Annotated in this window: 15 protein-coding genes; 10 read left to right on the top strand and 5 right to left on the bottom strand. The window is 72.9% G+C overall.

Going from position 1 to position 25,898, the window contains the following annotated elements; translation table 11 throughout:
• Window positions 1–80: 80 nt before the first annotated feature.
• The 6 genes from IO40_RS34320 to fxsT all read left to right on the top strand — a co-directional run bounded on the left by IO40_RS34320 (window position 81) and on the right by fxsT (window position 12,389).
• Window positions 81–524, top strand: coding sequence for a CU044_2847 family protein (locus IO40_RS34320; protein ID WP_016469755.1), 444 nt, complete (start codon window positions 81–83; stop codon window positions 522–524).
• Window positions 525–953: 429 nt separating this feature from the next.
• Window positions 954–3,248 carry a VMAP-C domain-containing protein gene (locus IO40_RS0130495; protein ID WP_234315603.1) on the top strand — a complete coding sequence of 765 codons (2,295 nt, stop codon included), beginning with the start codon at window positions 954–956 and terminating at the stop codon, window positions 3,246–3,248.
• The gene (locus tag IO40_RS0130500) at window positions 3,245–4,300 is read left to right on the top strand and encodes an AAA family ATPase (protein ID WP_016469757.1); all 1,056 of its coding nucleotides are present in this window, start codon (window positions 3,245–3,247) and stop codon (window positions 4,298–4,300) included. The genes IO40_RS0130495 and IO40_RS0130500 overlap by 4 nt, the downstream gene beginning before the upstream one ends.
• A 7-nt stretch (window positions 4,301–4,307) precedes the next feature.
• On the top strand, window positions 4,308–7,472 hold the full coding sequence (locus tag IO40_RS0130505) for a tetratricopeptide repeat protein (protein ID WP_016469758.1): 3,165 nt from the start codon (window positions 4,308–4,310) through the stop codon (window positions 7,470–7,472).
• A 498-nt stretch (window positions 7,473–7,970) separates the two neighbouring features.
• On the top strand, window positions 7,971–9,305 hold the full coding sequence (locus IO40_RS0130510) for an aKG-HExxH-type peptide beta-hydroxylase (RefSeq protein WP_016469760.1): 1,335 nt from the start codon (window positions 7,971–7,973) through the stop codon (window positions 9,303–9,305).
• Window positions 9,306–9,368: 63 nt separating this feature from the next.
• Window positions 9,369–12,389 carry an FxSxx-COOH system tetratricopeptide repeat protein gene (gene fxsT / locus IO40_RS0130515; protein ID WP_030407838.1) on the top strand — a complete coding sequence of 1,007 codons (3,021 nt, stop codon included), beginning with the start codon at window positions 9,369–9,371 and terminating at the stop codon, window positions 12,387–12,389.
• A 220-nt stretch (window positions 12,390–12,609) separates the two neighbouring features.
• Here fxsT and IO40_RS0130520 read toward each other — a convergent pair whose 3' ends face one another.
• The 4 genes from IO40_RS0130520 to IO40_RS0130535 all read right to left on the bottom strand — a co-directional run bounded on the left by IO40_RS0130520 (window position 12,610) and on the right by IO40_RS0130535 (window position 19,515).
• Complete coding sequence (locus tag IO40_RS0130520; protein WP_030407839.1) at window positions 12,610–16,491, bottom strand: multifunctional oxoglutarate decarboxylase/oxoglutarate dehydrogenase thiamine pyrophosphate-binding subunit/dihydrolipoyllysine-residue succinyltransferase subunit; 3,882 nt, start codon at window positions 16,489–16,491, stop codon at window positions 12,610–12,612.
• A gap of 224 nt (window positions 16,492–16,715) precedes the next feature.
• Entirely contained in the window at window positions 16,716–17,861 is a 1,146-nt protein-coding gene (locus IO40_RS0130525) for a sensor histidine kinase (protein ID WP_078565868.1), read from the bottom strand.
• Window positions 17,862–17,937: 76 nt separating this feature from the next.
• Entirely contained in the window at window positions 17,938–18,732 is a 795-nt protein-coding gene (locus IO40_RS0130530; protein ID WP_030407840.1) for a response regulator transcription factor, read from the bottom strand.
• 69 nt (window positions 18,733–18,801) lie between these two features.
• A complete protein-coding gene (locus IO40_RS0130535) occupies window positions 18,802–19,515 on the bottom strand; it encodes a spermidine synthase family protein (RefSeq protein ID WP_016469765.1) in 714 nt (237 codons plus the stop codon).
• Between the two features lie 109 nt (window positions 19,516–19,624).
• Between IO40_RS0130535 and IO40_RS34325 the strand changes: the two genes are divergently transcribed.
• From IO40_RS34325 to lon, 3 genes are all read left to right on the top strand, one after another.
• Window positions 19,625–20,269 (top strand): hypothetical protein, encoded by a 645-nt coding sequence (locus IO40_RS34325; RefSeq protein WP_037653774.1) that lies wholly within the window; start codon window positions 19,625–19,627, stop codon window positions 20,267–20,269.
• A 120-nt stretch (window positions 20,270–20,389) separates the two neighbouring features.
• A complete protein-coding gene (locus IO40_RS0130545) occupies window positions 20,390–21,016 on the top strand; it encodes an HAD family hydrolase (RefSeq protein WP_016469767.1) in 627 nt (208 codons plus the stop codon).
• Window positions 21,017–21,357: 341 nt separating this feature from the next.
• The gene (lon, locus tag IO40_RS0130550) at window positions 21,358–23,778 is read left to right on the top strand and encodes an endopeptidase La (RefSeq protein ID WP_030407844.1); all 2,421 of its coding nucleotides are present in this window, start codon (window positions 21,358–21,360) and stop codon (window positions 23,776–23,778) included.
• A 100-nt stretch (window positions 23,779–23,878) separates the two neighbouring features.
• Here the strand turns inward: lon and IO40_RS0130555 are convergent, their stop codons facing one another.
• Entirely contained in the window at window positions 23,879–24,823 is a 945-nt protein-coding gene (locus IO40_RS0130555; protein WP_030407845.1) for a lysozyme, read from the bottom strand.
• 508 nt (window positions 24,824–25,331) lie between these two features.
• Here IO40_RS0130555 and IO40_RS0130560 point away from each other — a divergent pair.
• Entirely contained in the window at window positions 25,332–25,796 is a 465-nt protein-coding gene (locus IO40_RS0130560; RefSeq protein ID WP_033230041.1) for a MarR family winged helix-turn-helix transcriptional regulator, read from the top strand.
• Window positions 25,797–25,898 lie beyond the last annotated feature (102 nt).

A 25,898-nucleotide genomic window follows, 5' to 3' on the forward strand; every position in this document is an offset into this window, starting at 1 on the left:
TCGCGCCGAGCGGGGCCGGAGAGGTTCAATGGGCCTTGCGGCAACCGGCGTTCGGGCGCCGACGGGCAGGAGGGGGACGTATGGAGCGGGAGATCCGGGAGATCACACTGCCGGGCGGGGAGACGGTGCTCGCCCGGGTGCGGGTGCTGGACGAGGAAGAGGTCCCGCCGAACGCCGACGAGTTCCAGTACGACGACGTCGGTATGCACGACCAGCTCATCGCCCGCGCCCAGCAGCTCAACGAGGTGATCAGCGGCGTCGGTTCGGCCGTGCTCGGTGCGGCCCGCGCGGCGAGACCGGACGAGGTGAGCGCCACCTTCGGCGTCGAGCTGGCCGTCAAATCCGGCAAGGCGCTCGCTGCCGTCCTCGCCGACGGTGAGGCCAAGGCATCGGTCTCCGTCACCCTCACCTGGCGCCGCGACCCGGCGACGGACGACCAGGGGCGGGACGGCACCGACCCGGGCGACGCGACGACGGGGGACGGCCCGCCCGGCGCGGCGGGCACCACCACCCAGGCCGGCTGACGGTGGGGGAGGGCCCCTGCCGCGGGGCCCTGCCCGCCGCCGCCGCACCAGCGCCGCCGCCGCACCAGCGTCGGCACCGTACCGGCGTCTGCGGCGGCACCAATCCACCGCCCCCGACACCAGCCTTGCGCCCCGCACCACTGCCCACGCTCACAGCAGCCGCCCAACCCCCGCAGCACTGCTCGCCCCCGCGAGGCACCAGCACCAGTCGAGGCATCCCCGTAGGGGATCAACACTCGTTCGTGTGACGATGGTTGAGGGAGGCCCCTCCCGTCTGTCGGACCCGGCGACTAGCCTGCTGCCTCATACACCTCACAGGCAGAAGTGACGGGGGAACGGGGCGTAAAGGGGGAGTGCTGTGACCGGAGTGCGAGCCGCGCGGTGCGGAAGGCCACGATTCGGCGTGCTGCTGTGCGCGCCCTGTGCCGCGTGAACGCCCCCACGGGCCTCGCCGACTCCGTTCGCGCTTCCGTCGTGCGCATCGGGGCGCCGCCCGAGGGGTACGACGGAAGCAGCGACAGCGGTGACGGCCTCGGCCGGGACCGCGGTCGCCGCGACTGGAGCAGCGGGGGCGCCGGAGCCGGAGGGCGGCGGCGGGCCTTCTGGGGGAGCGGTTTCTTCGTCGCACCCGGATGGGTCCTCACGTGCGCCCATGTCGTCGGCAAGGGCGCCGCACCCATATGGAGGGGGGAGCGCGCCATCGGCATCACGGTCGGGGACGGCGCCCAGAGCGCGGTGCTCCAGGGGGAGCTCGCGTTCGGTCTGCCGTTGCCCGAGGATCCGCAGGCGCCCCCGTCCCCGTGGCCGTTCCCGGACCTGGCGCTGGTGCGGGTGCCGGACGCAGGCGACGTGGACTGCCTGTGGCTGAGCGACCGTTCGGTGCTCACGCCGGCAGCCATCGGGCTCTACGGGTGGGCGCCCGCCGTGGAGCGCGGCGAGCAGATGTTCTTCACCGGTCTGGGCAAGGCGACCGGTGTGCTGGGCCGTCCGCTGATGCTCAGCGGTGACGAGCTGACCGAGGGCTGTTCCGGGGGACCGGTGCTGGACCAGCGGCGGGGCACGGTGCTGGGCGTCAGCAAGGGCACGGGCCGCCGGCCGGGCACGGGGCTGGCGACGCCCATAACGGCGCTGCGCAAGTTGTGCGACGCGGGCCCGCGCGGGGCGCGGGTGCTGCACGAGGTGCTGTCGGCGCACGACCGGCACCATCTGGCGCGCTACTACGGGTTCGGCCACAGCTGGTACCGGCAGCACGCCCGGCTGGGCCCGTCCGGCGGGGAGCCGGCCTACGGCTTCACCGTGGACCGCAGGGCGGAGCTGTACGCGCTGTTCGCCGATGTGGAGCCGCCCACCGGCGCGGGACAGGTGCTGCAACTGGCCAACGAGGCCCGCAACATGGTGCTGCGGCTGCCCTACACGCTCCGCGACCACGACCCCCGCTCCTGGCGGGAGGGCGCCGGGCTGCTGTACGACCCGCGGGACGCGGAGACCGGGGAGCAGGAGCCCTCGCCCGATCTGGCACTGGAGGCGGTGGTGCTGTACGCCGCGAAGGTGACGGCGGCGCTCACCCGGGCGGGTACGGCGCGTACGGCCAGGTCAGTGCGCGCGCTGGCCGAGCTGCGCGCGTGGGTGGAGCGGACGGCGCGGACGCTCCTCAACGACGTCATCCGGGCGCAGGTGCCCTCCGTCCTGGAGGGGCACCGTCCGGCGTCGGCGGCGCGCGCCGATGTGCTCGTGGAGATCGAGCCGGACATCTACGGCTCGGGGCGGCACGCCTGGCGGGTCGCGCTGGTGCGGTCGGCGGACAAGAACGAGCTGCGATCCGGCGACGACGGCGAGGACGGTGACGCGGAGGGAGCCGAGCGCGAGGAGTTCACCGTCGACCAGAGCCGGGAGGAGGTGCCGCGCTCCCAGCTGGAGGAGGCCGTGCGCTCGGCGCTCTCGCAGGCGCTGGACCTGTGTGATGTGGACGACCATCTGGCGGCCGTCGAGTTCCTGCTGCCGCGCGCGCTGTTCGACGAGCCGGTGGACGCCTGGCGGGCCCGGCCCTACGACCCGGCCGACCCGTTCAATCCGCACACCCTGCCGCTGGGGCAGCGCCGGCTCGTGGTGGTGCGTGACCGCTCCCGCAGGGACCACGGTTTCACGCCCGAGTACCGCACCCGGGCGGCGGCCGTTCTGGGCGGCCCCATGGAGGCGGTGCCGCTGCGCCGTGAGGTGCCGGTGGCCGGGCACGACGCCCCGGCGCCGGAGGGCGGCCAGGCCACCTACGGCCGGCTCATGGCGGCGCCGCCCGGCGCGGTGCCCGTCTACTGTGCGCGGGCCGGCAGCGGCCCGGGCGCCCGCGCCATGGCCGCCGCGCTGGGGGCGGGGCACGCGGTGGCGCTGTGGCGGCACTCCTTCGACGGCGGCCACGACCACGACGACTGCGCGGAGTTCCACGAGCAGGCCGCGGCGCTGCTGAGCGAGGTCCGTTCGGCCCGGCAGCTGCCGTCGCACATCAGGGCACTCCGCAACCGCAACGCCGACCTGACCGACGACACCGGCGACACCGAGGGCGCCGACGGGGCAACCGGCCCGGACAGCACGGCAATTGACCCCTCGGCGGCCTGGGCACGGCATATCGTCCTGCTTTACGATCCGCCACACAGGAGCTCGGGGGACGGACCGTTGCGCGAACCACCGCTCATGCCCAGGCCGCCGACAGCGTTGAGGAGCACATCGTGAGCGATTGGCGCATCTACCGGGGCGCGGGCGTGCCGCACGAGGGAGTGCGCGAGCTGCCCGAGCCACCGCCCTGGCGCGACTTCACCGGCGCCGGCACCGGCCCCGACTCACCGGGCGGGGACGACGCGGAGGGGGCCGACACGGCCCGGCGGCTGGGCGCACGGCGGCGTCTGGTGGAGAGTCTGCATCCCAGGCCGGAGGAGGTCGAGGCGGTCAACGCGGCGCTGTATCTGCGCCGCCCGCTGCTGGTGACCGGCAACCCGGGCACCGGTAAATCGACACTCGCGCACGCGGTGGCGCACGAGCTGGGGCTGGGCCGGGTGCTGCGCTGGCCGATCGTCAGCCGGACGACGCTCAAGGACGGGCTGTACCACTACGACGCCATCGGCCGGCTCCAGGACGTCCAGCTGGACCGTGCCGTGGCCGGGGACGGCAGCTCCGTGCCGGCCCGTCCCCCGATCGGGTCGTATCTGCGGCTGGGGCCGCTGGGGACGGCGCTGCTGCCGGCGCGGCCCGCCGAGCCGGGCGGGGTGCCGCTGCCCCGGGTGCTGCTCGTCGACGAGCTGGACAAGAGCGACATCGACCTGCCCAGCGACCTGCTGAACGTTCTGGAGGACGGCGAGTTCACCATTCCGGAGCTGGAGCGGATCGCCGACCGGGAGCCGGTCACCGAGGTGCTGACCGCGGACGGGGACAAGGTGCCCATCGAGGGCGGGCGGGTGCGCTGCACGGCGTTCCCGTTCATCGTGCTGACCTCCAACGGGGAGCGGGACTTCCCGGCGGCCCTGCTGCGCCGCTGCATCCAGCTGGACCTCAAACCGCCGGGTGACAAACAGCTCGCGGCGATGGTCTCGGCCCACCTGGGGGAAGAGGCACTGGAGGAGGGAGCCGAACTGGTCCAGCGGTTCCTGCGCCGGGAGCCGGGGCAGGTCATCGCCACCGACCAGCTGCTCAACGCCCTGTTCCTGACGCAGCGCGCCTCGGGTGTCGAGCGGGTCACCCGTGACCGGCTCGCCGAGATGCTGCTGCGCCCTCTCGACCGCCCGAGGTGACGGATTCATGAGTCCGGCGCCGTCCCAGCCGTCGCCCGAGGGCCGTGCGCGGCCCGCGGCGGGTGAGCAGCCGTCCGCCCGGTCCGTCAAGGAAGTGACGGAGCTGGTGGCGCGGCTGCGTGCCGCGGGCTGGGACCCCTCGTCCGAGGAGGTCGCCGAGGCGTTGTGGCTGGCCCGTTTCACCGGCGCCCGGGACGCGGGCGGGCTCGACGCGGACTCCACCGCGCCGCGCTACGCCGAAGGCCCGACGCGGCAGCCGGAGCCGCCCATGCCGTTACCCGGTCACCACGAGACCCCCGAACCGTACGAGCCGCCCCGCCCGCAGGCGGAGCGCACGGCACCCGTTTCCCTCTTCGCGCCCCGCCGGCACGGCGGGGCGCCGCCGGCGGGCTTCCCGGTGCGTGCCCCGGCGGCCGGGTCGCTGTCGGGCCTGCTGGAGCTCCAGCACGCGCTGCGTCCGCTGCACGGCTACCGTCCGCCGCTGCCGCCGGTGGCCGGGGACCTGGACGAGGACGCCACCGCCGACCTGAGCGCGCGCTCCACGGCCGTGCTGCCGGTCTTCGGCACCACGGCCCGCCGCTACAGCGAGATCCAGCTGATCATGGACGCCTCTCCCACCGCGTCCGTGTGGCAGCCCACCCTGGAACGGCTGCGCCAGACGTTCGAACAACTGGGTGCCTTCCGTGATGTGCAGGTCCGCTATCTGCACCGCGCGAGGGACGGTGCGCCCCTCATCGGCAGCGGCCCGGCGGACGGCACCACCCGGCTGCGGCCCGCCGACGAGTACCGCGACACCACCGGCCGCCGCCTCACCCTGGTGGTCAGCGACTGCGTGGGCGCGCTGTGGCAGGACGGGCGGGCCCAGCGGCTGCTGCACCACTGGTCGGGCCGCTCCCCGCTCGCCGTCGTCCAGCCGCTGCCGCCCCGGCTGTGGCCGCGCACCGCGCTGCCGGCCGAGCCGGGGACGCTGCTGCGGGACCGGGGCGTCGGCGGACGGATCACCTTCGAGCCGGACGGCTACGGGCCGCTGCCGCCGGCCGACGCGGTGCCGGTGCCGGTGCTGCTGCCCACCCCGCAGGCCCTGGGCGGCTGGGCCCGGCTGCTGGGTTCGGACGGCGAGCGGTCGGTGCCGGGCGCCGCCGCCTGGGTGCTGCCCCGGCATCCGGCGATGCCGCCGCCGCGCACGGCGCCCGGGGCCGTGCCGCCGCGCACCCTGCTGCGGGAGTTCCGCAACACCGCCTCGCCGGGCGCCCTCGACCTGGCCGTCCATCTGGCCGTCGTCCCGCTGCTGCTGCCGGTCATCCATCTGGTGCAGGAGGCGATGCTGCCGGACACCGGGCCGATGGAGCTGGCGGAGGTGCTGCTGTCCGGGCTGCTGACGCGGCTGCCGGAGAGCGAGGGCGAGCAGGAGGGCGGCCCGGATCTGTACGGGCCCCGCTACGCGTTCGCGCCCGGCGTGCGCGAGCTGCTGCTCCAGTCGCTGGACCAGTCCGCGGCGGTGCTCATCCTCAAGCATCTGTCGGGGTACGTGGCGCAGCGCTTCGGCAAGGGCACCCGCAACTTCGCCGCCATGGCCGTGGCCCAGCTGACCGGCCGCGGTGAGACGGCGGCGGACGCTCCCGGCACACCCGAGGCGGGCACCCCCGGCGGTGATCTGGGCGAGGACGGCGAGGAGACGGGCGGCGACGAGCTGTTCGCCACCATCCCCGCCGAGGTGGTCCGCTTCTACCTGCCCGAGCAGCCCGCGGCCGACCAGGTGGCCGAGACGGAGCGGCTGCTGGGCCGGTGGCGGGCCCAGGGCGACATCCAGTTGCTGCACCGGGCCCGTTCGGTGGGCGAGGTGGCCCGTGCGGCGGACCGGGACAGTCCGCGGGCCAGGCTGGCGCTGGGCCGGGTGCTGCACGCCCTGGCCGGTACGGCGGCGGTCAGGCGCAGCCCGCAGGGCGCCGAGCCGCTGCTGCGGGACGCGGCCGAACTGCTGACGGACAGCGGCCCGGCGACGCTGCTGGAGCGGGGCGGTGTCGAGTACGACCTGTGGCAGGCGAACGGCGGCGTGCGGCATCTGCTGCGCGCGGAGCGGCTGCTGCGTTCACCGGCGGACGGTTTTGGGGACACGGACGAGGGACAGGCGCTGCCGGACGCCGCCCTCACCCGTAAACTCCGGCTGGGCCGGGTGCTGCTGGCACTGGCCCACGCCGCACCCGAACACCGTCACCGGGCGGCCGTTGAGGCCGTCGGTGCACTCCGCGAAGCGAGCGAGATGCTGGCAGACCGTGCGCCCGGCCCCTCCGAACCGTCCGGCGCCTCCGCCGACGGCCCGTCCCCGGCCGGGCAGGCGGCCCCGCCGCGCCCCCAGGACGACACCGGCGCGCAGCTCAGCGGCGCTCTGCTGGACCTGGCCGCCGCGCTGCGGCTGAGCGGGGCCTCGGCGCCGGAGCGGCTCCAGGTGCTGGCGCAGGCCCGGCAGGCGGCGGGGGAGCGGCCCGCACTGCGGCTGCGCTGCGCCCGGGAGCGGGCGCGCGTACTGCGGGAGATGCGGGACTGGGAGGCGGCTGCGGACGCGTACACGGAAGCCGAACGCGTCACGTCGCGCGACAGCGCGCAGCGCGGCGAACTGCTCACCGAATGGGGCGAGATGCTGCTGACCGAGGCGGGCGATCTGACGCGCGCGGAAGGAATCCTGCGTGAGGCGCTCACGCGTGCGCCGTCCGGCAGCCCGGCCGTCGCCAAGGCCGCGCTGCTGCTGGGCAGGGTGCTGCTGCTGCGGTACGACCGGGAAGGTTTCCGTCCCGATCTGTACGAGGGCTGCCATCTGCTGGAGCAGGCGGCGCGGCAGGGGGCGGACGCGGAGAGCCGGGCGCAGGCGTGGCTGCGGCTGGGCCGGGCGCGTGCCCTCTTCCCCGCGGGGTCGCCGCAGTCGCAGCAGGCGGGTGCGGAGCTCACCAGTGCGCTGGAGGAGGTGGCCGGCGCGCACGAGCAGGGTTCGCTCACCGTGGCGCGTGCGCTGCATGCCCGTGGCGACTTCCACCGGGCGCAGGGCCGCAGTCAGGAGGCGCTGGCCGACTACCGTGCGGCGGAGGCCGAATGGCAGTTGCTGGCCGGGCACGCGGTGGACGTGCCGTGGGACGAGGTGCGCCGGACGAGGGACCGGGTGGCCGAATCGGCGCGGTGATCCGGCGCGCGCCGGTGTCCGGCCGAATGCGTCGGCCCCTTGCTCCGAACGTGTTTCCGGTTACCTGCCCCGGGAAAGAGAAATCATCCGTGGTAACCGCCCCCGGGCGGGGTTCTTAGGGAGGAGAACAGGGTGCCGAAGCGGACCGTTGGCACGTCCCGCAGCCCGGGCCGTCAGCCCCAAGCGGCGCCGCCGCCCCTGCCCGATCTGACGGGCGTGTCCCTGCGCACGCTCAGGACCTGCGACGATCCGGCCGTCACGGCAGCGGTGGAGAGCACGTTGCGCACTTCCCGGGAACTGTCCAGGATGTGGCGGTCGGACGGCACCAACGGCGGCGGCGGAGTGCTGCCTTCCGGTCCGGGCCGGGCCGAGGGGCGGCGGGCGTGCGGAAAACAGTATGCGTTCCGGTCATTTTCCGGCCCCGGCGGCGCAGTCGGCCCCTCACCCGTTCCCGGACTGGGCGCCGCGGACCCTCCTGAGCCGGTGTGACCGTCCGCCATGAAATCCACCGGTTCCTTCTCCCCCTTCGAGATATCGGACCGCCGACTGCGCAGCCTGGGCGGGACCCGCCCCGGCCCGGGCGAGGCGGCGGCCCTGGACGACTGGCTGCACTCCCGGCGCCTCGTGCTGCTCAAAACCCTGCTCACCCGCGCCGAACGGGCGCGGCTGCCCGAGGCGGCAGCGCGCAAGCTGGATGCGCACTGGGCGCTGCTTGAGCACGCCGAGCGGCGCGACCCGGCCGCCATGCGCGCCGTACTGGGCTACCCGGCCGTCGGCAACTGGCTCGCCCGCGCACTGGAAGCCCGCACCGGCGACGACTTCGCGGCGGCGCTTGCCGGTTCGGGTACGCTCGCCGCCACCGTGGCCACCGTCGCGGGCTGCGACTTCCGGGTGGAACTGCCCGTCACCGGCGGACACCTCGTCCTGCCCGGCCTCGGCGCCTACGCGGCGACCACCCCCGCCGTCCGTCTCGAAGCCGCGGGCGACACCCTCACCTTCACCCCGGACGGCGGCACACCGGCGTCGCTGCCCCGCACCGCGGTGCTGGCCCGCCGGCGGTACGGAACGGTCCCCTGGCACCCCCTGAGCGCCCTGCCCGGCGGCGCCGCCGTCCTGGACGACCGCGACCCGCACCTCGGCGCCGGAACCGGTCCGCAGGACCCCGCCGGGCTGCGGCCCGCCACGGTCGCCGGGTCCGCCGAGGAACGCCGCTGGCGGGAACTGTGGAGCGGCGCCCTTGCGTTGCTGCGCGAGGTGGACGCGGAGCGCGCCGCCGAGACGGCCGGCCTGGTGCGCGCCGTGGTCCCCGTCCGGTCCCGCCCCGAGGGCAGCGTCAGCGCCACCCGGCTCGCCGCGCCCTGGGCGGTCCTGACCACCCGGCCGCGCACCGGCGAGGAGATGGCGGAGGTCCTCGTGCACGAGGTGCAGCACAGCAAGCTCGCGGTGCTGGAGGGCGTCGCCCCGCTCAGCCACGCCCCGGCCGACGGCGAGAGGGCCCCGCTGTACCGCGTCGCCTGGCGCAGCGACCCCAGGCCGCTGGGCGCCGTCGTCCAGGGCACGTACGCGCATCTCGCGCTCGCCGACCTGTGGGACCGGCTGGCCCGCCGGGACGGGGCGGGCCCGGCCGCACGCGAGGCCGCCCGGCGGCGCAGCGCGGACTTCGCCACCCAGGTCGACCACGCTCTTTTCCTCCTTCTGGGCTCTGGCCAACTGACCCGTGAGGGCACAGAGTTCGTGGAGGGGATGCGCCGCCGGCACGCGCGGCTGACCGCCCCAGGCGGCCGGGACGCCCGGGGCGCCACCCACAACCTCACAAACCGTCACTTTGGGTAATCTCGCCGTACAGGTCGCTCCCCGGTGGGCGACGACGGCTGCTGGACGAGGGAGAACGCAGGCATGGTCGCTCAGCGGGAACCGGCTCGGGGCTCCGCGCCCGGAGGCGAGTCCGAGCACTTCGTGGTGGTCTTTCCCGGCTACCACCGCGCCTGGGGCAACTGGATCGCACACCGGCTGGAGAGCCACGGACACCGCACCACGCTCCAGCGGTGGGACCCGGACCGCGAGCAGCCCCTGGAGGAGGCGCTGGGCGACCTCCAGCTCGCCAGCGGGCGGGTCCTGCTGGTGCTCAGCGATGTGTTCCTCCAGCTCGGCCCGCGCACCGAGGCCGACTGGAACGCGGTGCTGCGCGGCTACGTCGCCGAACACGCGGACCGGTTCGCCGCCGTCAACCTCACCAACCGCGAGCTGCTGCCGGCCACGGCCGTGCTGGAGCCGGTCGCGCTGTGGGGCATCGGTGAGGAGGAGGCCGAGCGCAGACTCCTCAACCGGCTGGGTCTGCGTCCGCGCCGGGTGCCGGTGCCGCAGCCGGGCTACACCAGCCGCTACCCCAACGACCCGCCGGACGTCTGGGGCGAGGTCCCGCGCCGCAACGCCCGCTTCACCGGCCGCGATCTGATCCTCAACGAACTCCAGGAACGGCTCATGGACGCCGAGCACGGCGCCGCCGTGTGCACCCTGGTGGGCACGGCGGGCATCGGCAAGACGCAGATCGCCGCCGAGTACGCGCACCGGTTCGGCCCCGACTACGACGTGGTGTGGTGGGTCAACTGCGACCAGCGCAACACCCAGCGGGACACCTTCGGCCAGCTCGCCGTCGAACTCGGCCTCGACCGTGCCGGGGAGGTCGGCGAGCGGGTCCGCGCCGTACGCGAGGCGCTGCGCCGCAACGAGCCGTCGGGACGCTGGCTGCTGATCTTCGACGGCTGGGAGGAGCCGGAGGACGCCGCCACCTATCTGCCGCACGGCGGAAGCGGCCACGTACTGATCACCTCCCGCAACAAGAGCTGGCGCACCACCACCGAGATCAAGCAGATCAGCGCCTTCAAGCGGGCGGAGTCGACCGGCTATCTGATGCGCCGGGCCCCGCACATCACCGCCGAGCAGGCCGACCAGGTGGCCGGTGAGTTCCAGGACCTGCCGCTCCAGCTGGCCCAGGCCGCCGCGTGGCTGGGCGAGGAGGGCATGGAGGTGCCCGAGTACCTGCGCATGGTGCGCGGGGTGGGCCTGACCCGGCTGGAGTCGGGCACCATGCCGGACGACTACCCGTACTCGTCCCTGACGTCCTGGTCGATGCTGCTCAACAAGCTCCGCAAGTCCGAGCCGCGCACCGTCGACCTGCTCTCCCTGTGCGCCGTCTTCGCGCCCGGACGCATCCCCCTCGGACTGGTGCGCGGCATCCCGTCCTCGGAGCTGCCCGAGAACCTGCGCTGGCTGGTCACCGACCGCTCAGGCTGGGCCCGCGCCCTCGACTCGCTGGTCAACTACTCGGTCCTCACCCGCGAGGCCCGCAACCCCTCGGCCGGCGACACCGAGCAGAGCGACTCGGTGCACATGCACCAGGTCGTCCACAGCGTCATCAGCGAACTCACCCAGGGCCGCAACAGCGACACCTTCCGCGAAGTGGTGCACCGGCTGCTGGTCGAGGCCGACCCGGGCACCCCCAGGGACAGCCGCCAGTGGGGGCTGTACGCGGAGCTGATGCCGCACCTGCTGGCCTCGGGGGCACCCGCCAGCAAGGAGCGCAGGGTGCAGGAGATGCTGCTCAACTGCCTGCGCTACTGCTACGCCTCCGGCGAGTACTCGCTGGGCGCCGAGATGGCCGACGCCATCCGCGCCGACTGGGAGACGTTCATGGGCGGTGAGGACCAGCAGATGCTCGTCCTCACCAGCCTCCAGGGCAACCTGCTGCGCGCCGGCGGCCACTTCCGCAACGCGCAGGCCCTCGACAGCGCCCGGCTGGAGCGGCTGCGCGCGGTGCCGCAGCCCGGCGGCGTCCACGAGGAGGCCGTCATGGACGCCACCAGCTGCCTGGCCGCCGACCTGCGGCTGCTGGGCCAGTACGACGAAGCGCTCCAGCTCCAGGAACAGGTGGTGGAGGTCTCCCGGCGGCTGTACGGGCCCGAGGAGTGGACGAGCCTGCTGGCCCAGCACAATCTCGCCGTCGGCCTGCGGCTGCTGGGACGGTACGACGAGGCGTACGAGACCGACCTGGACACGCTGCGCAAGCGGGAGCAGGTGCTGCGCGCCCGCCACCCCGACACCCTCGCCTCCGGCAACGCCTGCGCCCGCGACCTGCGGCTGATGGGCCGCTACCAGGAGGCGCTGGCCCGCCAGGAGCTGAGCATCCGGCTGCACGTCCAGGTACTGGGCGCCCAGCATCCGCAGACCCTGCTGGCCCGGCACAATCTGATGCTGTGCCAGCGCAGGGCCGGCACTCCGCGGCAGGACATCGCCACCGCCATGGCCCTGCTCTTCGACCAGCAGGAGCAGGTGCACAACCGCACCCACTTCACGACGCTGTCGCTGATGACCGACTACGGCAACTTCCTGCGGGAGCACGGCGATCTGACGCTGGCCCGGGAGCTGCTGACGGAGGCCGAGGACGGCTTCCGGGCGCTGCTGGGCCCGGCGCACCCGGTGCCCACCGCGATGCAGTCCAACATGGGGCTCATCCTGGCCGCGGAGGGCGAACGCGACGGCGCGCTCAACATGTTCGAGCAGGCGCTGGCCGGCCTCACCTCGCTGCTGGGGCCGGACCATCCGGCGACGCTCGGCTGCGCCCTGAACACCAGTGGCGGCCGGCACCTGGGGGAGGCCCTGGAGGACGCCTACGAGCTGAGCACGGACACCCTCAAGCGCTGCCGGCGGGTGCTGGGCGAGGACCATCCCCTCACCCTCTCCTGCATGGTCGCCAACGCCATCGACCTGCGGGCGCTGCGGCGGCGCGACGAGGCCCGGGCGGTGGAGAGCGAGGCACTGGAGCGGCTCACCCGCTCGCTGGGCGCCCAGCACCAGCAGACCCTCTCCGCGCGCCAGCGCACCCGCCCCTACTGGGACTACGAGCCGTATCTGGGCTGACGGCACGGCCGCGCGGGCCCGCACGGCGTGCACCTTCCGGGGAGCGCCGTACGGGCCCGCGCGTGTGTGCCGGCCCTGCGCACACGGTGCCGGCCCCGCGCGCGTGTGCCGGCTTGCACATGCGTGCCGGCCCTGCGCGTGTGCCGTCCCGGAGAACGGCCGAGGGCCCCCGCCGCGGTGACGCGGCGAGGGCCCTCGGACCGTGAACGGGCCGGACGCCTCAGATCTCGAAGACGTCCTGGACCAGCTTGGCCTGCTCCTCGGCGTGCCGCTTGCCCGAGCCCACGGCGGGCGAGGACGAGGACGGCCGGGAGACCCGGCGCAGCCGGTCCGCGTTCGGGACGGGCTCGGAACCGATGATCAGGTCGAGGTGGTCGACCAGGTTCAGCGCGATGAACGGCCACGCACCCTGGTTGGCCGGCTCCTCCTGCGCCCACACGTACTTCTGGGCGTTGGTGAAGCGCGCCATCTCGGTCTGGATCTCCTGGCCCGGCAGCGGGTAGAGCCGCTCCAGCCGGATGATCGCGGTGTCCTTGACGCCCCGCTTGGTCCGTTCGGCGTCCAGGTCGTAGTAGACCTTGCCGGAGCAGAAGACGACCTTGCGGACCTCGGCCGGGTCCACCTGGCCGCTGTCCACGAGGGTGTCACCGATCACCGGGCGGAAGCCGCCGGAGGTGAACTCCTCCGTCTTGGAGGCCGCCGCCTTCATCCGCAGCATCGACTTCGGGGTGAAGACGACCAGCGGCTTGTGGTGCGGGTTGTGGACCTGCCAGCGCAGCAGGTGGAAGTAGTTCGACGGCAGCGACGGCATCGCCACGGTCATGCTGTTCTGCGCGCACAGCTGGAGGAACCGCTCGATGCGGGCCGAGGAGTGGTCCGGACCCTGGCCCTCGTAGCCGTGCGGCAGGAGCAGGGTGACACCGGAGGTCTGGTTCCACTTCTGCTCGGCCGAGGAGATGAACTCGTCGATGACCGTCTGCGCGCCGTTGGCGAAGTCGCCGAACTGCGCCTCCCACATCACCAGCGCCTCGGGGCGGGCCAGCGAGTAGCCGTACTCGAAGCCCATCGCCGCGTACTCGCTCAGCAGCGAGTCGTAGACGTTGAAGCGGGCCTGGTCCTCCGAGAGGTACAGCAGCGGGGTGTAGTCCTCGCCGGTGTTCTGGTCCAGCAGCACCGCGTGCCGCTGGCCGAACGTGCCGCGCCGCGAGTCCTGGCCGGACAGCCGCACCGGCGTGCCCTCCATCAGCAGCGAGCCGATGGCCAGGGTCTCGCCCATCGCCCAGTCGATCGTGTCGTCCTCGACCATCTGCGCTCGCCGCTGGAGCTGCGGCAGCAGACGCGGGTGGACGGTGATCCGCTCGGGGATGTTGACCTGCGACTCGGCGATCCGCTTGACGACCTCCTGGGAGATCGCGGTGTCCAGCGAGACGGGGAACTCCGCCTGCGGGGCCGGCACCTCGGTGGCGGCGGGCTGCGCCGTCGCGTCGCGGACCTCGGTGAAGACCTTCTCCAGCTGGCCCTGGAAGTCCTGGAGCGCCTGCTCCGCCTCCTCCAGGGTGATGTCGCCGCGACCGATCAGCGACTCGGTGTAGAGCTTGCGCACCGAGCGCTTCTTGTCGATCAGGTGGTACATCAGCGGCTGGGTGAACGAGGGGTTGTCCGTCTCGTTGTGCCCGCGCCGGCGGTAGCAGATCAGGTCGATGACGACGTCCTTGTTGAACGCCTGCCGGTACTCGAAGGCCAGCCGGCCCGCGCGCACCACGGCCTCCGGGTCGTCGCCGTTGACGTGCAGGATCGGAGCCTCGATCATCCGCGCGACGTCCGTGGAGTACATCGAGGAGCGCGCCGACTCGGGCGGCGCGGTGTAGCCGACCTGGTTGTTGATGACGATGTGGATCGTGCCGCCGGTGCGGTAGCCGCGCAGCTGCGACATGTTCAGCGTCTCGGCCACCACGCCCTGGCCCGCGAAGGCCGCGTCACCGTGCAGGGCGATCGGCAGGACCGTGAAGTCCGTGCCGCCCTTGCCGATGATGTCCTGCTTGGCGCGTGCCACACCCTCCACGACCGGGTCGACGGCCTCCAGATGCGAGGGGTTGGCGGTCAGCGAGACCTTGATCTGCTCGCCGTCCAGGCCGGTGAAGACGCCCTCGGCACCCAGGTGGTACTTCACGTCGCCGGAGCCGTGCATCGACTTCGGGTCGAGGTTGCCCTCGAACTCCCGGAAGATCTGCGCGTACGGCTTGCCCACGATGTTCGCCAGCACGTTGAGCCGGCCGCGGTGGGCCATGCCGATGACGGCCTCGTCCAGCCGCGACTCGGCCGCCGCGTCGATGACCGCGTCCAGCAGCGGGATGACGGACTCGCCGCCCTCCAGCGAGAAACGCTTCTGCCCGACGTACTTGGTCTGCAGGAACGTCTCGAACGCCTCGGCCGCGTTGAGGCGGCGCAGGATGCGCAGCTGCTCGTCGCGCTCCGGCTTGGAGTGCGGGCGCTCCACCCGGTCCTGGATCCACTTGCGCTGCTTGGGGTCCTGGATGTGCATGTACTCGATGCCGGTGGTGCGGCAGTACGAGTCACGCAGCACGCCCAGGATGTCGCGCAGCTTCATCATGGACTTGCCGGCGAAACCGCCGACCGCGAACTCCCGCTCCAGGTCCCACAGGGTGAGGCCGTGCTCGGTGATGTCCAGGTCGGGGTGCTTGCGCTGCTTGTACTCCAGCGGGTCGGTGTCGGCCATGATGTGGCCGCGCACCCGGTAGGAGTGGATCAGGTCGAAGACCCGGGCCGCCTTGGTGACGTCGTCGTCGTGCGAGGCGTCGATGTCCTGCATCCAGCGCACCGGCTCGTACGGGATGCGCAGCGCACGGAAGATCTCGTCGTAGAAGTTGTCCTCGCCCAGCAGCAGCTGGGAGACCTTGCGCAGGAACTCGCCGGAGGCCGCACCCTGGATGACCCGGTGGTCGTAGGTGCTGGTGAGCGTCATCACCTTGGAGACGCCGAGCCGGTTGAGGGTGTCCTGCGAGGTGCCCTGGAACTCCGCCGGGTACTCCATCGCGCCGACGCCCATGATCAGACCCTGGCCGGGCATCAGACGCGGCACCGAGTGGACGGTGCCGATGCCGCCGGGGTTGGTCAGCGAGCAGGTGACGCCGGTGAAGTCCTCCATCGTCAGCTTGTTGTTCCGGGCCCGGCGGACGATGTCCTCGTACGCCTGCCAGAACTCGAAGAAGGTCAGCGTCTCGGCCTTCTTGATGCCGGCGACGACCAGCTGGCGCTCACCGTTCGGCTTCACCAGGTCGATGGCCAGACCCAGGTTCACGTGGTCCGGCTTGACCAGGGTGGGCTTGCCGTCCTTCTCCGTGAAGGAGTAGTTCATCGACGGCATCGCCTTGAGCGCCTGCACCATCGCGTAGCCGATGAGGTGGGTGAAGGAGACCTTCCCGCCCCGGGCGCGCTTGAGGTGGTTGTTGATGACGATGCGGTTGTCGAACAGGAGCTTCACCGGGACCGCGCGCACGGACGTGGCCGTGGGCAGCTCCAGCGAGGCGTTCATGTTCTTGGCGACGGCCGCGGACGGGCCGCGCAGCTGCACGTACTCGGGGCCCGCCGGCGCCTCGGCCGGCTCGGCGGCCTTGCCGCCGCCCGCCTTCGCGCCGCCCGCCGGGGCGGGCTGCTGCGCGGCCGGCTTGGCGGCCGGCTTCGGTGCGGCCTTGGGCTGCGCCTGCGGTGCGGCGGGCGCGGCCTGCGGCTGAGCCGGTGCGGGAGCCTGCGCGGGGGCGCCGGCCTGTGCGGGGGCGCTCGCCCCGGCCGCGGCCTGGGGCGCGGCGGCCCGGGCCGGTGCGGCCTTCGCGGGGGCCGGGGACGTGTCCCGCGGTGTGCCCGCGCCGTCCGGCGCCGAGGCCCCGTCGGAGGACTCCGGCTGATAGTCAGCGAAGAAGTCCCACCAGGCTCGGTCTACCGAGTTCGGGTCCTGGAGGTACTGCTGGTAGATCTCGTCGACGAGCCACTCGTTCGGCCCGAACGCGGGACCAGGGTCTTTGCCCTGTCCGTCCTTCCGTTCCGGCGAGGTGCTCGGTGAGCTGTTGGGGGACTGTGACGACACGGCGGCAACCGCCCTCTTCCGCTTCCTTAGGTGGTGGACAGCGGGAATAAAGGCTACGCCTCTCCCCGCGCGAGGTGGAGTCCGGGCCGCCCCTTGGTCACGTACGTCACATCGGGGCGCCGGTTTCGGGACAGGATTTGGCGGGAATCACTCACGGTTTTGCCCTGGGAGTGGAACCGCACGGCCCTCTTCCGCGTCCACGTGGGCTCACCTGCGAGGGTACGTCAAGACGGCTGACCTTTCGTCCCCGGAAGAGTGAGCTGTATCCGGCAACCGCGCGGCGATTCGGCCACCCGGATCCGTCCGCCGTGCAACTCCACCGCCCAGCGGGCGATGGCCAGCCCCAGCCCGGTGCCGCCGCCCGGACTGACACCCTTGCCGCCCTTCGCCGGCTCGGTGCTGTGCGTTCCGCTGAACCGGTCGAAGACCCGCTGCCGCTCCGACTCGGGTATCCCCGGCCCCTCGTCCAGCACCTCTACCTCCAGACTGCCCTCGCCGGTGGCCACCGGACCGCTGCCCGGCCGTGCCCGCACGGTCACCCGGCCGTGCTGCGGGCTGTGCTTGACGGCGTTGTCGATGAGGTTCGCCACCACCTGGTGCAGCCGTTCGGGGTCCGCGTAGGCCGTCAGTTCCGGAGGTGACACATCCAGGTGCAGATGGACGTCCTTGCGGGCGCGCCCCGAGCGCTTGCTCATGTTGGCCTCCTTGAGCACGCCCGCCAGGTACGGCCACACCTCGAAGCGCCGCGAGTGCAGCGGCACGACCCCGTTGTCCAGCCGCGAGAGGTCCAGCAGGTGGTCCACCAGCCGGCCCAGCCGCTCGGTCTGCGACAGCGCGGTGCGCATCGTCTCGGGATCGGCCTCCGAGACGCCGTCCACGACGTTCTCCAGCACCGCGCGCAGCGCCGCGATGGGGGTGCGCAGCTCGTGCGAGACGTTGGCGACCAGCTCCTTGCGGTGCTGGTCGACGGCCTGGAGGTCGGCGGCCATCCGGTTGAAGTTCTCGGCCAGCTCACCGAACTCGTCGCGCCGTCCGCCGCGCACCCGGCGGGAGTAGTCCCCGCCCGCCATCGCCTTGGCCGCGTCGGTCATCTCGTCCAGCGGCGCCGTCAGCGACTGCGCCACGAACTGCGTGATCAGCAGCGACGCCACGATCGAGATGATCGTGATGACCCGCAGCTCGGTCGCGGACTGGACCGCGAACAGCGCCAGCAGTGTGGTGATCACCACGGAGACGATCACCAGCGCGCCCAGCGCAGCCTTGACCGAACGGTAGGGGTCCAGGGGCCGCAGCCCCTCCCACAGGCGCTGCCAGCCCTGGGCGCAGGCGCTGGTGGCGGCCCGCCACCAGCGGCTCGGCCACCGCACCACGGGCGTGGGGGAACCGGACGGGCCGGAAGACGGATCGGTCACCGCGGCGGACACCTCGTACCGTCCCCTCCGGCCGTCAGGAGCTCTCCGCCGCGGCGCCCGTCACCGGGGCCGGGGCGCCGTCCGGACCGGGGGTCTCCAGCGCGTAGCCGACCCCGTGCACCGTGCGGATACGCTCCGCGCCGATCTTCCGGCGCAGCGCCTTGATGTGGCTGTCGACGGTGCGGGTGCCGGAGGCGTCCGCCCAGTCCCACACCTCGGCCAGCAGCTGCTCGCGGGAGAGCACCGCCCGCGGGGAGTGCGCCAGGCAGACCAGCAGATCGAACTCGGTCGGCGTCAGGTGCACGTCCTCGCCGGAGACCCGGACCCGCCGCTGCGCGTGGTCGATCTCCAGTTCACCGAGCCGGAGTATGCCGCTGCGCGGCGTGTTCGCGGCCTGCGCGGCCCGCTCCACCCGGCGCAGCAGCACATGCACCCGGGCGGCGACCTCGCGCATCGAGAACGGCTTGGTCATGTAGTCGTCGGCGCCGACCCCGAGACCCACCAGCATGTCCGTCTCGTCGTCACGCGCGGTGAGCATCAGCACCGGCACCGGGCGCTGTGCCTGCACCCGCCGGCAGACCTCCAGCCCGTCGAATCCGGGCAGCATCACATCCAGGACCAGCAGGTCCGGCTGCCACGCCTCGGCCGTGTCCACGGCGGCGGGCCCGTCACCCGCCGTCTGCACCTGGAAGCCCTCCGCGCGCAGCCGCCGTGCGATGGCGTCGACGATGGTGGGGTCGTCCTCGACGACGAGGATGCGCCGCTGGGCGCCAGGGGTGGTCGCGGCGACGGCTCCGCCAGCTGTCTGAGTGGTGTTCTTCTGGTCCATTCGACCCCGCCCCTGTGGCTCTTCCGGCTTTCTTGGGACAGCAGCGTAAGCGCCTGCCCAGGGCCTCGGCTACGCCGGTCGGGCTGCGAAGTGGACCACGTCGGGGACGCCTCGGGCGACCGGGATCTCATCCGTCCGAACACGGCAGAATCCCGCCTTTGCTAGCGATTTCTCGAATGCGGAGGACGGCCGGGCCGACCAGACGGCGAGAATCCCGCCCGGCGTGAGCGCCGCCCGGCAGGCCGCCAGCCCGGCGGGGGAGTAGAGGGAGGAGTTGTCGTCGGTGACGGTCCAGTCGGGGCCGTTGTCGATGTCGAGGCAGAGCGCGTCGTAGCGCGGCCCGTCGTGCGCGGCCTGCCGCAGATGGGCCACCAGATCGGCCTCGACGAGTTCCGTACGGGGGTCGGCCAGCGCCGCGCCGGACAGGGCGGACAGCGGCCCTTCGCGGTGCCAGTCGAGAACGGCCGGCTCGCGCTCGACCACCGTGATACGGCCCCAGCCCGGCTCGGCGGCGGCCTCCGCCAGCGAGAAACCGACCCCCAGGCCGCCGATCAGCAGGCCGGGCCGGTCCCGTTCGCCGAGCTCGGCGAACGCGGCCCGCACCAGCAGCCGCTCGGAGCGGCCGTCGGAGGTGTCCATGAGGAAACAACCGTTGGCGATGATCTCGTAGTGCGCCCCGCGCTGCCGCAGTACGACCTCCCCGTAGGGACCCGTGCGCCGGTCGAGCGTGACCGGCGCGTCGTCGGCGGTGGGCACCAGAGGCGGAACGGCGGAGTTCGGCATGCGGGCAGGGTAGGCCGCGCGGCGTGTCCCCGCTCAACGTATTGAGCCCCCGGCCCGCCGGTATCCGTGTCATGATCACGGCCGTCACATCAGCCAACGGGGAGGCAGTATGCGGTTCCGGCGGGCACTCACCATCGGTGCCGCTCTGGTCGCACTCGGCGCGCTGAGCGCGTGCCAGGGGGACGAGAGCACGGGCGAGGGCAGGGACAACGGGAAGGACACGGGCAAGGCGGCGGAGAGCACGCAGAAGGCCGACAAGGGGGCCGGGGGCGCCCGCGAGGAGGGCGGCGGGGGCTCCCGGGCGGCGTTCGACGGTCTGCCGGAGGGCCCCGACATGGCCTCGATCGAGTACTACCTGAACAAGTACACCGAATGCCTCGACCTGACCATGGGCGAGGACTACGGAGCGGACGGGAGCGGCCGGACCGCCTGGGGCGAGGAGGAGGCCGCCGATCCGTCCTGGGGCATCAAGCAGCGTGCCGTCTGCCGGGCCAACAGCGGCAACCCCCTCGCCCTGCTGACCGTCCGGGACATGGACGCCTTCCAGGCCGCGGCCAAGAAGAGCGGCGACTCCTTCCTGGTCGGCCGGGACTTCGCCGTCGTCCCGGTCAGCGACGACGCCATCCGGCAGCTGGAGCCCTCCGACCTGATGTACCTCTCCTGCGAGTCCGGCTTCACCGTGCCGAGCGGTTACGAGAAGCGGACCGGCACCGTGCCCGGCTGCGTACTGACGGACTACCTGCCCGCTGACTGACCCGGGTGCGCGCGCCCGCCCCTTGACGCGGGTTCGGGGGGCGGGCGGACAGTGTGCGTGGACCGAAGCGGGGTGCGGCCGTGCCGGTGGTTCCGGCCGTACGGGGGACGAGGGGGGACTGTGGCGGACTCGCGATGCGTGATCCTCGACATCGGCGGTGTGCTGGAGATCACACCGACTACGGGGTGGGTCGCACGCTGGGAGCAGCGGCTCGGACTGGCGGCGGGAACCGTGGAGCGGCGGCTGGGGGAGGTGTGGCGGGCGGGCGCTGTCGGGGCGGTCGGCGAGCGCGAGGTGCGCGAGCAGGTGGCCGGCCGTCTCGGCCTCGACGCCGCCCGGGTGGAGGCCTTCATGGCGGATCTGTGGGCCGAGTACCTGGGAACGCCGAACGACGAGCTGATCGCGTACGTGCGGGGCCTGCGCCCGCGCTGCCGGCTGGGAATCCTGAGCAACAGCTTCGTCGGCGCCCGCGAACGGGAGACGGCCGCGTACGGCTTCGACGCACTCGTGGAGGAGATCGTCTACTCCCACGAGATCGGCGTCTGCAAGCCTGATCCGCGCGCGTTCGAGGTGGTCTGCGCCCGGCTGGGGGTGCGCCCGCGGGACTGTCTGTTCGTCGACGACGTCGTGGTCAACGTCGAGGCCGCCCAGGAGGCCGGTATGCAGGCGCATCTGTTCGAGGGCAACGCGGGAACCATCGCACGCATCGCGGCCCACCTGGACGGAACGGCTCCGGCCACCGGCTGACACCGCCCGCCCGGGAGCACGCCGGGTGTCCGCCCCGCGCGGGCGCCCACCGCGGCGAGCGGCCGTCCTGGTCGCGTACGCGGCCTCGGTGTCTCCGCCACGGCCTGGTCCGCTGGGGCCCTGGCTCGCCACGACCTCGGCCCGCTGCGTGCCGGCGCCGCGCGGAGAGCTTCGCCGGCCCTGCGTTTGCAGGGCGGCGGCGCGATGAGAACAACACCGGAGTCGACACGCAGGACAGCCGATCGCTCACAGCGAACAGCATCTCCCCGCCCCGGGGGAACACCAGGGGCATCAAAAGCATTGAGTGGGTACTACTCAACTTGCCTGCCGAGGGAGAGATCATGGCTGCTGAGTCCAAGGAGTCCACACCGCTCGCCCTGCCCGTGCTGCCCATCGACGCCGAGGACGGCGTCGTCCTGCCGGGCATGGTGGTCCCGCTGGACCTCTCCGACGGTGACGTGCGCGCGGCCGTGGACGCCGCGAAGTCCGCCGCTCGGGAGGGCGAGAAGCCCCGGGTCCTGCTGGTCCCGCGTGTGGACGGCACCTACGCCGGGATCGGCGTGGAGGGCCGCGTCGAGCAGACCGGCCGCCTCGCCGACGGCGACCCCGGCGCCCTCATCCGCGGTCTCCACCGGGTCCGGGTGGGCATCGGCACGACCGGCCCCGGCGCCGCCCTGTGGGTGGAGGGCACTCCCGTCCAGGAGCAGGTGCCCGACCCCGTTCCCGGCCAGGTCGTCGAACAGATGAAGGAGTACAAGGCCCTCATCACCGACTGGCTGCGCAAGCGCGGAGCCTGGCAGGTGGTCGACCGGGTGCAGCAGATCGACGACCCGGGCCAGCTCGCCGACAACGCGGGCTACTCCCCGTTCCTGAGCACCGAGCAGAAGCTCAAGCTGCTGGAGACCACCGACCCGGTCGAGCGCCTGAAGTTCGCCACCACCGCGCTCCGCGACCACCTCGCCGAGCAGGACGTGGCAGAGGCCATCGCCAAGGACGTCCAGGAGGGCGTGGACAAGCAGCAGCGCGAGTTCCTGCTCCGCCGCCAGCTGGAGGCCGTCCGCAAGGAGCTGGCCGAGCTCAACGGAGATCCGGAGGACGAGAGCGAGGACTACCGCGCCCGCGTCGAGGCGGCCGACCTGCCCGAGGACGTCAAGAAGGCCGCCCTCAAGGAGGTCGACAAGCTGGAGCGCGCCAGCGACCAGTCGCCGGAGGGCAGCTGGATCCGCACCTGGCTGGACACGGTGCTGGAGATGCCGTGGAACGTCCGTACGGAGGACGAGTACGACATCTCCGGGGCGCGTGCCGTCCTCGACGCCGACCACGCGGGGCTGGAGGACGTCAAGGAGCGCATCACCGAGTACCTGGCCGTGCGCAAGCGGCGCGCCGAGCGCGGCCTGGGGGTGGTCGGCGGACGGCGCGGGGGAGCGGTGCTGGCCCTGACGGGCCCGCCCGGTGTCGGCAAGACCTCGCTGGGCGAGTCCGTGGCCCGCGCGATGGGCCGGAAGTTCGTCCGTGTCGCCCTCGGCGGCGTCCGGGACGAGGCCGAGATCCGCGGCCACCGGCGTACCTACGTCGGGGCCCAGCCGGGCCGCATCGTCCGCGCCGTCAAGGAGGCCGGCTCGATGAACCCCGTCGTGCTGCTGGACGAGGTCGACAAGGTCGGCTCCGACTTCCGCGGCGATCCGGCGGCGGCCCTGCTGGAGGTGCTGGACCCGGCGCAGAACCACACGTTCCGGGACCACTACCTGGAGGTGGAGCTGGACCTGTCCGACGTCGTCTTCCTGGCCACCGCGAACGTCCTGGAGGCCATCCCGCAGCCCCTGCTGGACCGGATGGAGGTCGTCGAACTCGACGGCTACACCGAGGACGAGAAGGTCACCATCGCCCGCGACCACCTGCTGCCCCGTCAGCTGGAGCGCGCCGGGCTGGAGAGCGGCGAAGTCGTCTTCGAGGAGCTGGCGCTGCGCAAGCTCGCCGCCGAGTACACCCGTGAGGCGGGCGTGCGTTCCCTGGAGCGGTCCGTCCAGCGGGTGCTGCGCAAGGTGGCGGCCAAGCAGCAGCTGGGGGAGACCGAGCTGCCGTTCACGGTCGGCGTGGACCAGCTGCGCGAGCTGATCGGCCGGCCCCGGCACACACCGGAGGCCGCCCAGGACCCGGCCGAGCGCCGCACGGCCGTTCCCGGCGTCGCCACCGGGCTGGCGGTCACCGGAGCGGGCGGCGACGTGCTCTTCGTCGAGGCGTCGCTGGCCGACCCCGAGACGGGCGCCTCCGGGCTCACCCTGACCGGCCAGCTGGGCGACGTGATGAAGGAGTCCGCGCACATCGCCCTGTCCTACCTGCGCTCGCGCGGCGCCGAACTGGAACTGCCCGTGGGCGACCTCAAGGAACGCGGCATCCACCTGCACGTGCCCGCCGGTGCCGTCCCCAAGGACGGTCCCAGCGCCGGCATCACCATGACGACGGCCCTCGCCTCGCTGCTGAGCGGACGCCAGGTGCGGCCGGAGGTGGCCATGACGGGCGAGGTCTCGCTGACCGGGCGGGTGCTGCCCATCGGCGGCGTCAAGCAGAAGCTCCTGGCGGCCCACCGTGCGGGGGTGACCACCGTGATCATCCCCAAGCGCAACGAGCCGGACCTGGACGACGTGCCCGAGGAGGTGCTGGACGGCCTCGACGTCCACCCCGTCTCGGACGTCCGCCAGGTCCTGGAGCTGGCCCTGACGCCGGCGCAGACCCCCGCCCACGAGGCGCCGGTCGCGGCGTGACGGACGCGTCCGGCAGCACGGTGGCCCCCGCCCGCAGGCGGGGGCCACTGCCCGTTTCGGGGAGACGGACCCGCGGCCGGGAAGGGCGGCCGGGCCCGGGTCAGCCGTTGTTGGCGAGCACCTTCAGCCGGTCCATGGAACCGTTGAAGTAGTTGTGGTCACCCACGGTCGGGCCGCTCGAGGTGTACTGCCAGAAGGTGTAGAAGCCCCAGCCGGCCGGCAGGGTGCCCGGCGACGAGGCGTACCGCGCGATCCACAGCGGGTTGGTGTTGCCGAAGGCACTGCTGTTGCCGGTGCACTGGGTCCACCAGTTGGTCGTGGTGTAGATCACCGCGTCGCGCCCGGTCTTGGCCTTGTAGGTGCTGGTGAAGTCCTTGATCCAGTTCACCATCGCGCTCTGGCTCAGCCCGTAGCAGGTCGCGCCGTAGGGGTTGTACTCGATGTCGAGCACGCCCGGCAGCGTCTTGCCGTCCTTGCTCCAGCCGCCGCCGTTGGAGGCGAAGTAGTTCGCCTGGGTGGCGCCGCTGGAGGTGTTGGGCGTCGCGAAGTGGTAGGCGCCCCGGATCATCCCGACGTTGTAGGAACCGTTGTACTGCTGTGTGAAGTACGGGTTCTTGTAGTTGGTCGACTCGGTGGCCTTCACGTAGGCGAACCGCACCCCGCTGTTCCACAGGGTGGACCAGGCGACGTTCCCCTGGTGGCTGCTGACGTCCACGCCGTGGACCGTGGCGGCCAGGCCGGCCCGTTCCCTGTCGGGCGCTGCGCCGTCCGTCGAGTCCGCCTCGTGCATCTGGACGCCCGCACCCATCCAGGCCTCACCACGCTTGCCTGGTGCCTTGGGGTTGGCGCGCAGTCCCTCGGTGTCCTTCGCGCTGTGGTTGCCGCTCGCGGACGTGGTGGGTGTGTTGCTCGCCTCCTTGTCGTCGGGGGCCGCCGTCGCCGCGCCAGGGAGCGCGAGGACGAGCGCGAGCAGGGAGACGAACATCCCGACGACAGCCGCGAGTCCGCGTCTGTGCCGGGCCGTACCGGATCTGAAGCTGGGCATCGCTGCCTCCGGAGCCTCGGTGGTGGGGGTCTGGTACGTGCGTAGTATTTACCTATGTGGGGGTTTTTGCGCTGCGACGCGCGGAGTGGGGACCATGCCGCTGGTGTGGGCATGTCATGTTTGAAAGTACGCGCGTAGACCGGTCAGGCGGAAGATGCTCCGCCGTCTTCCGTTGGTCTAATCCTGCGAAATACTGGCGGAGCTGGGACTATCGCGCTCGCGGGAGACAATTTTCTTCATGGAAAACGCCGGAGACGCCAACAACACCGGTGGCCCGCGCCGGGCCACCGGGAACGCCGGGGCTGCCGCGAACGTCGCGTCCGCCCCGCGCGACACCGCAGCCGCGCCCGCCGCACACGCCGCCGGCCGGCACGGCGAGACGGCCGGAAGGAACGCGACCGACCCCCGGCCCCGCGCGGGTACGGCCGGCGCCCCCGCAGAGGCGACAGGCGCCTCCGCGGGAGCGGCCGGAGCGGCCGGTCCCTTGGCTGGAGCGGCCGGTGCCTCGGTGGGAGCGGCCGGGCCCGTCGAACAGTTCGGGCCCGAGTGCCTCGACGTCGAGCGGGAACTGGCGGTCTTCCTGCGCCGCGCCCGCGCCTCCTCCGGGGAAATGGCACGCCAGGTCCACCCCGACCTGGAACCCGCCGCCTACGGCCTCCTCGTCCGGCTGGAGGACGCCGGCGAACAGCGCGCCACCGAACTCGCCGCCTACTTCGGGGTCGGCAAGGCGACGATAAGCCGCCAGCTGCACGCCCTCGAACAGTTGGGCCTCGTCGACCGGCGGCCCGACCCGGGAGACCGCCGGGCCTCGCTGGTACGGCTCACGGACGAGGGCCGCGAACGCTTCACCCGCGTACGGGACGCCCGCCGGCTCTCCTACGCCCGCAAACTGGCCGCCTGGGACCGCCGGGAGATCGCCGAACTGGCCCGCCTCCTCCACCGCCTCAACTCCCTGGGTGAACAGGAGGAATGAGACCGCCGCCCGATGCCCTGGGGGTCGGCCGCCGGGGCAGGTCGGGGCGGGGTGGGTCAGTTCGGGGCGGGACGGGGCGGGACGCGGTGGGGCGGGGCGGGG

The organism is Streptomyces albus subsp. albus (assembly GCF_000725885.1).
Classification (GTDB): Bacteria; Actinomycetota; Actinomycetes; order Streptomycetales; family Streptomycetaceae; genus Streptomyces; species Streptomyces albus.

What these genes read in the sequence shown, in the direction of transcription:
- IO40_RS34320 (WP_016469755.1), top strand. Translation starts at nt 81, where the DNA reads ATGGAGCGGGAGATCCGGGAGATCACACTGCCGGGCGGGGAGACGGTG.
- IO40_RS0130505 (WP_016469758.1), top strand. Translation starts at nt 4,308, where the DNA reads ATGAGTCCGGCGCCGTCCCAGCCGTCGCCCGAGGGCCGTGCGCGGCCC.
- IO40_RS0130510 (WP_016469760.1), top strand. Translation starts at nt 7,971, where the DNA reads ATGAAATCCACCGGTTCCTTCTCCCCCTTCGAGATATCGGACCGCCGA.
- fxsT (WP_030407838.1), top strand. Translation starts at nt 9,369, where the DNA reads ATGGTCGCTCAGCGGGAACCGGCTCGGGGCTCCGCGCCCGGAGGCGAG.
- IO40_RS0130530 (WP_030407840.1), bottom strand. Translation starts at nt 18,732, where the DNA reads ATGGACCAGAAGAACACCACTCAGACAGCTGGCGGAGCCGTCGCCGCG.
- IO40_RS0130535 (WP_016469765.1), bottom strand. Translation starts at nt 19,515, where the DNA reads ATGCCGAACTCCGCCGTTCCGCCTCTGGTGCCCACCGCCGACGACGCG.
- IO40_RS34325 (WP_037653774.1), top strand. Translation starts at nt 19,625, where the DNA reads ATGCGGTTCCGGCGGGCACTCACCATCGGTGCCGCTCTGGTCGCACTC.
- lon (WP_030407844.1), top strand. Translation starts at nt 21,358, where the DNA reads ATGGCTGCTGAGTCCAAGGAGTCCACACCGCTCGCCCTGCCCGTGCTG.
- IO40_RS0130555 (WP_030407845.1), bottom strand. Translation starts at nt 24,823, where the DNA reads ATGCCCAGCTTCAGATCCGGTACGGCCCGGCACAGACGCGGACTCGCG.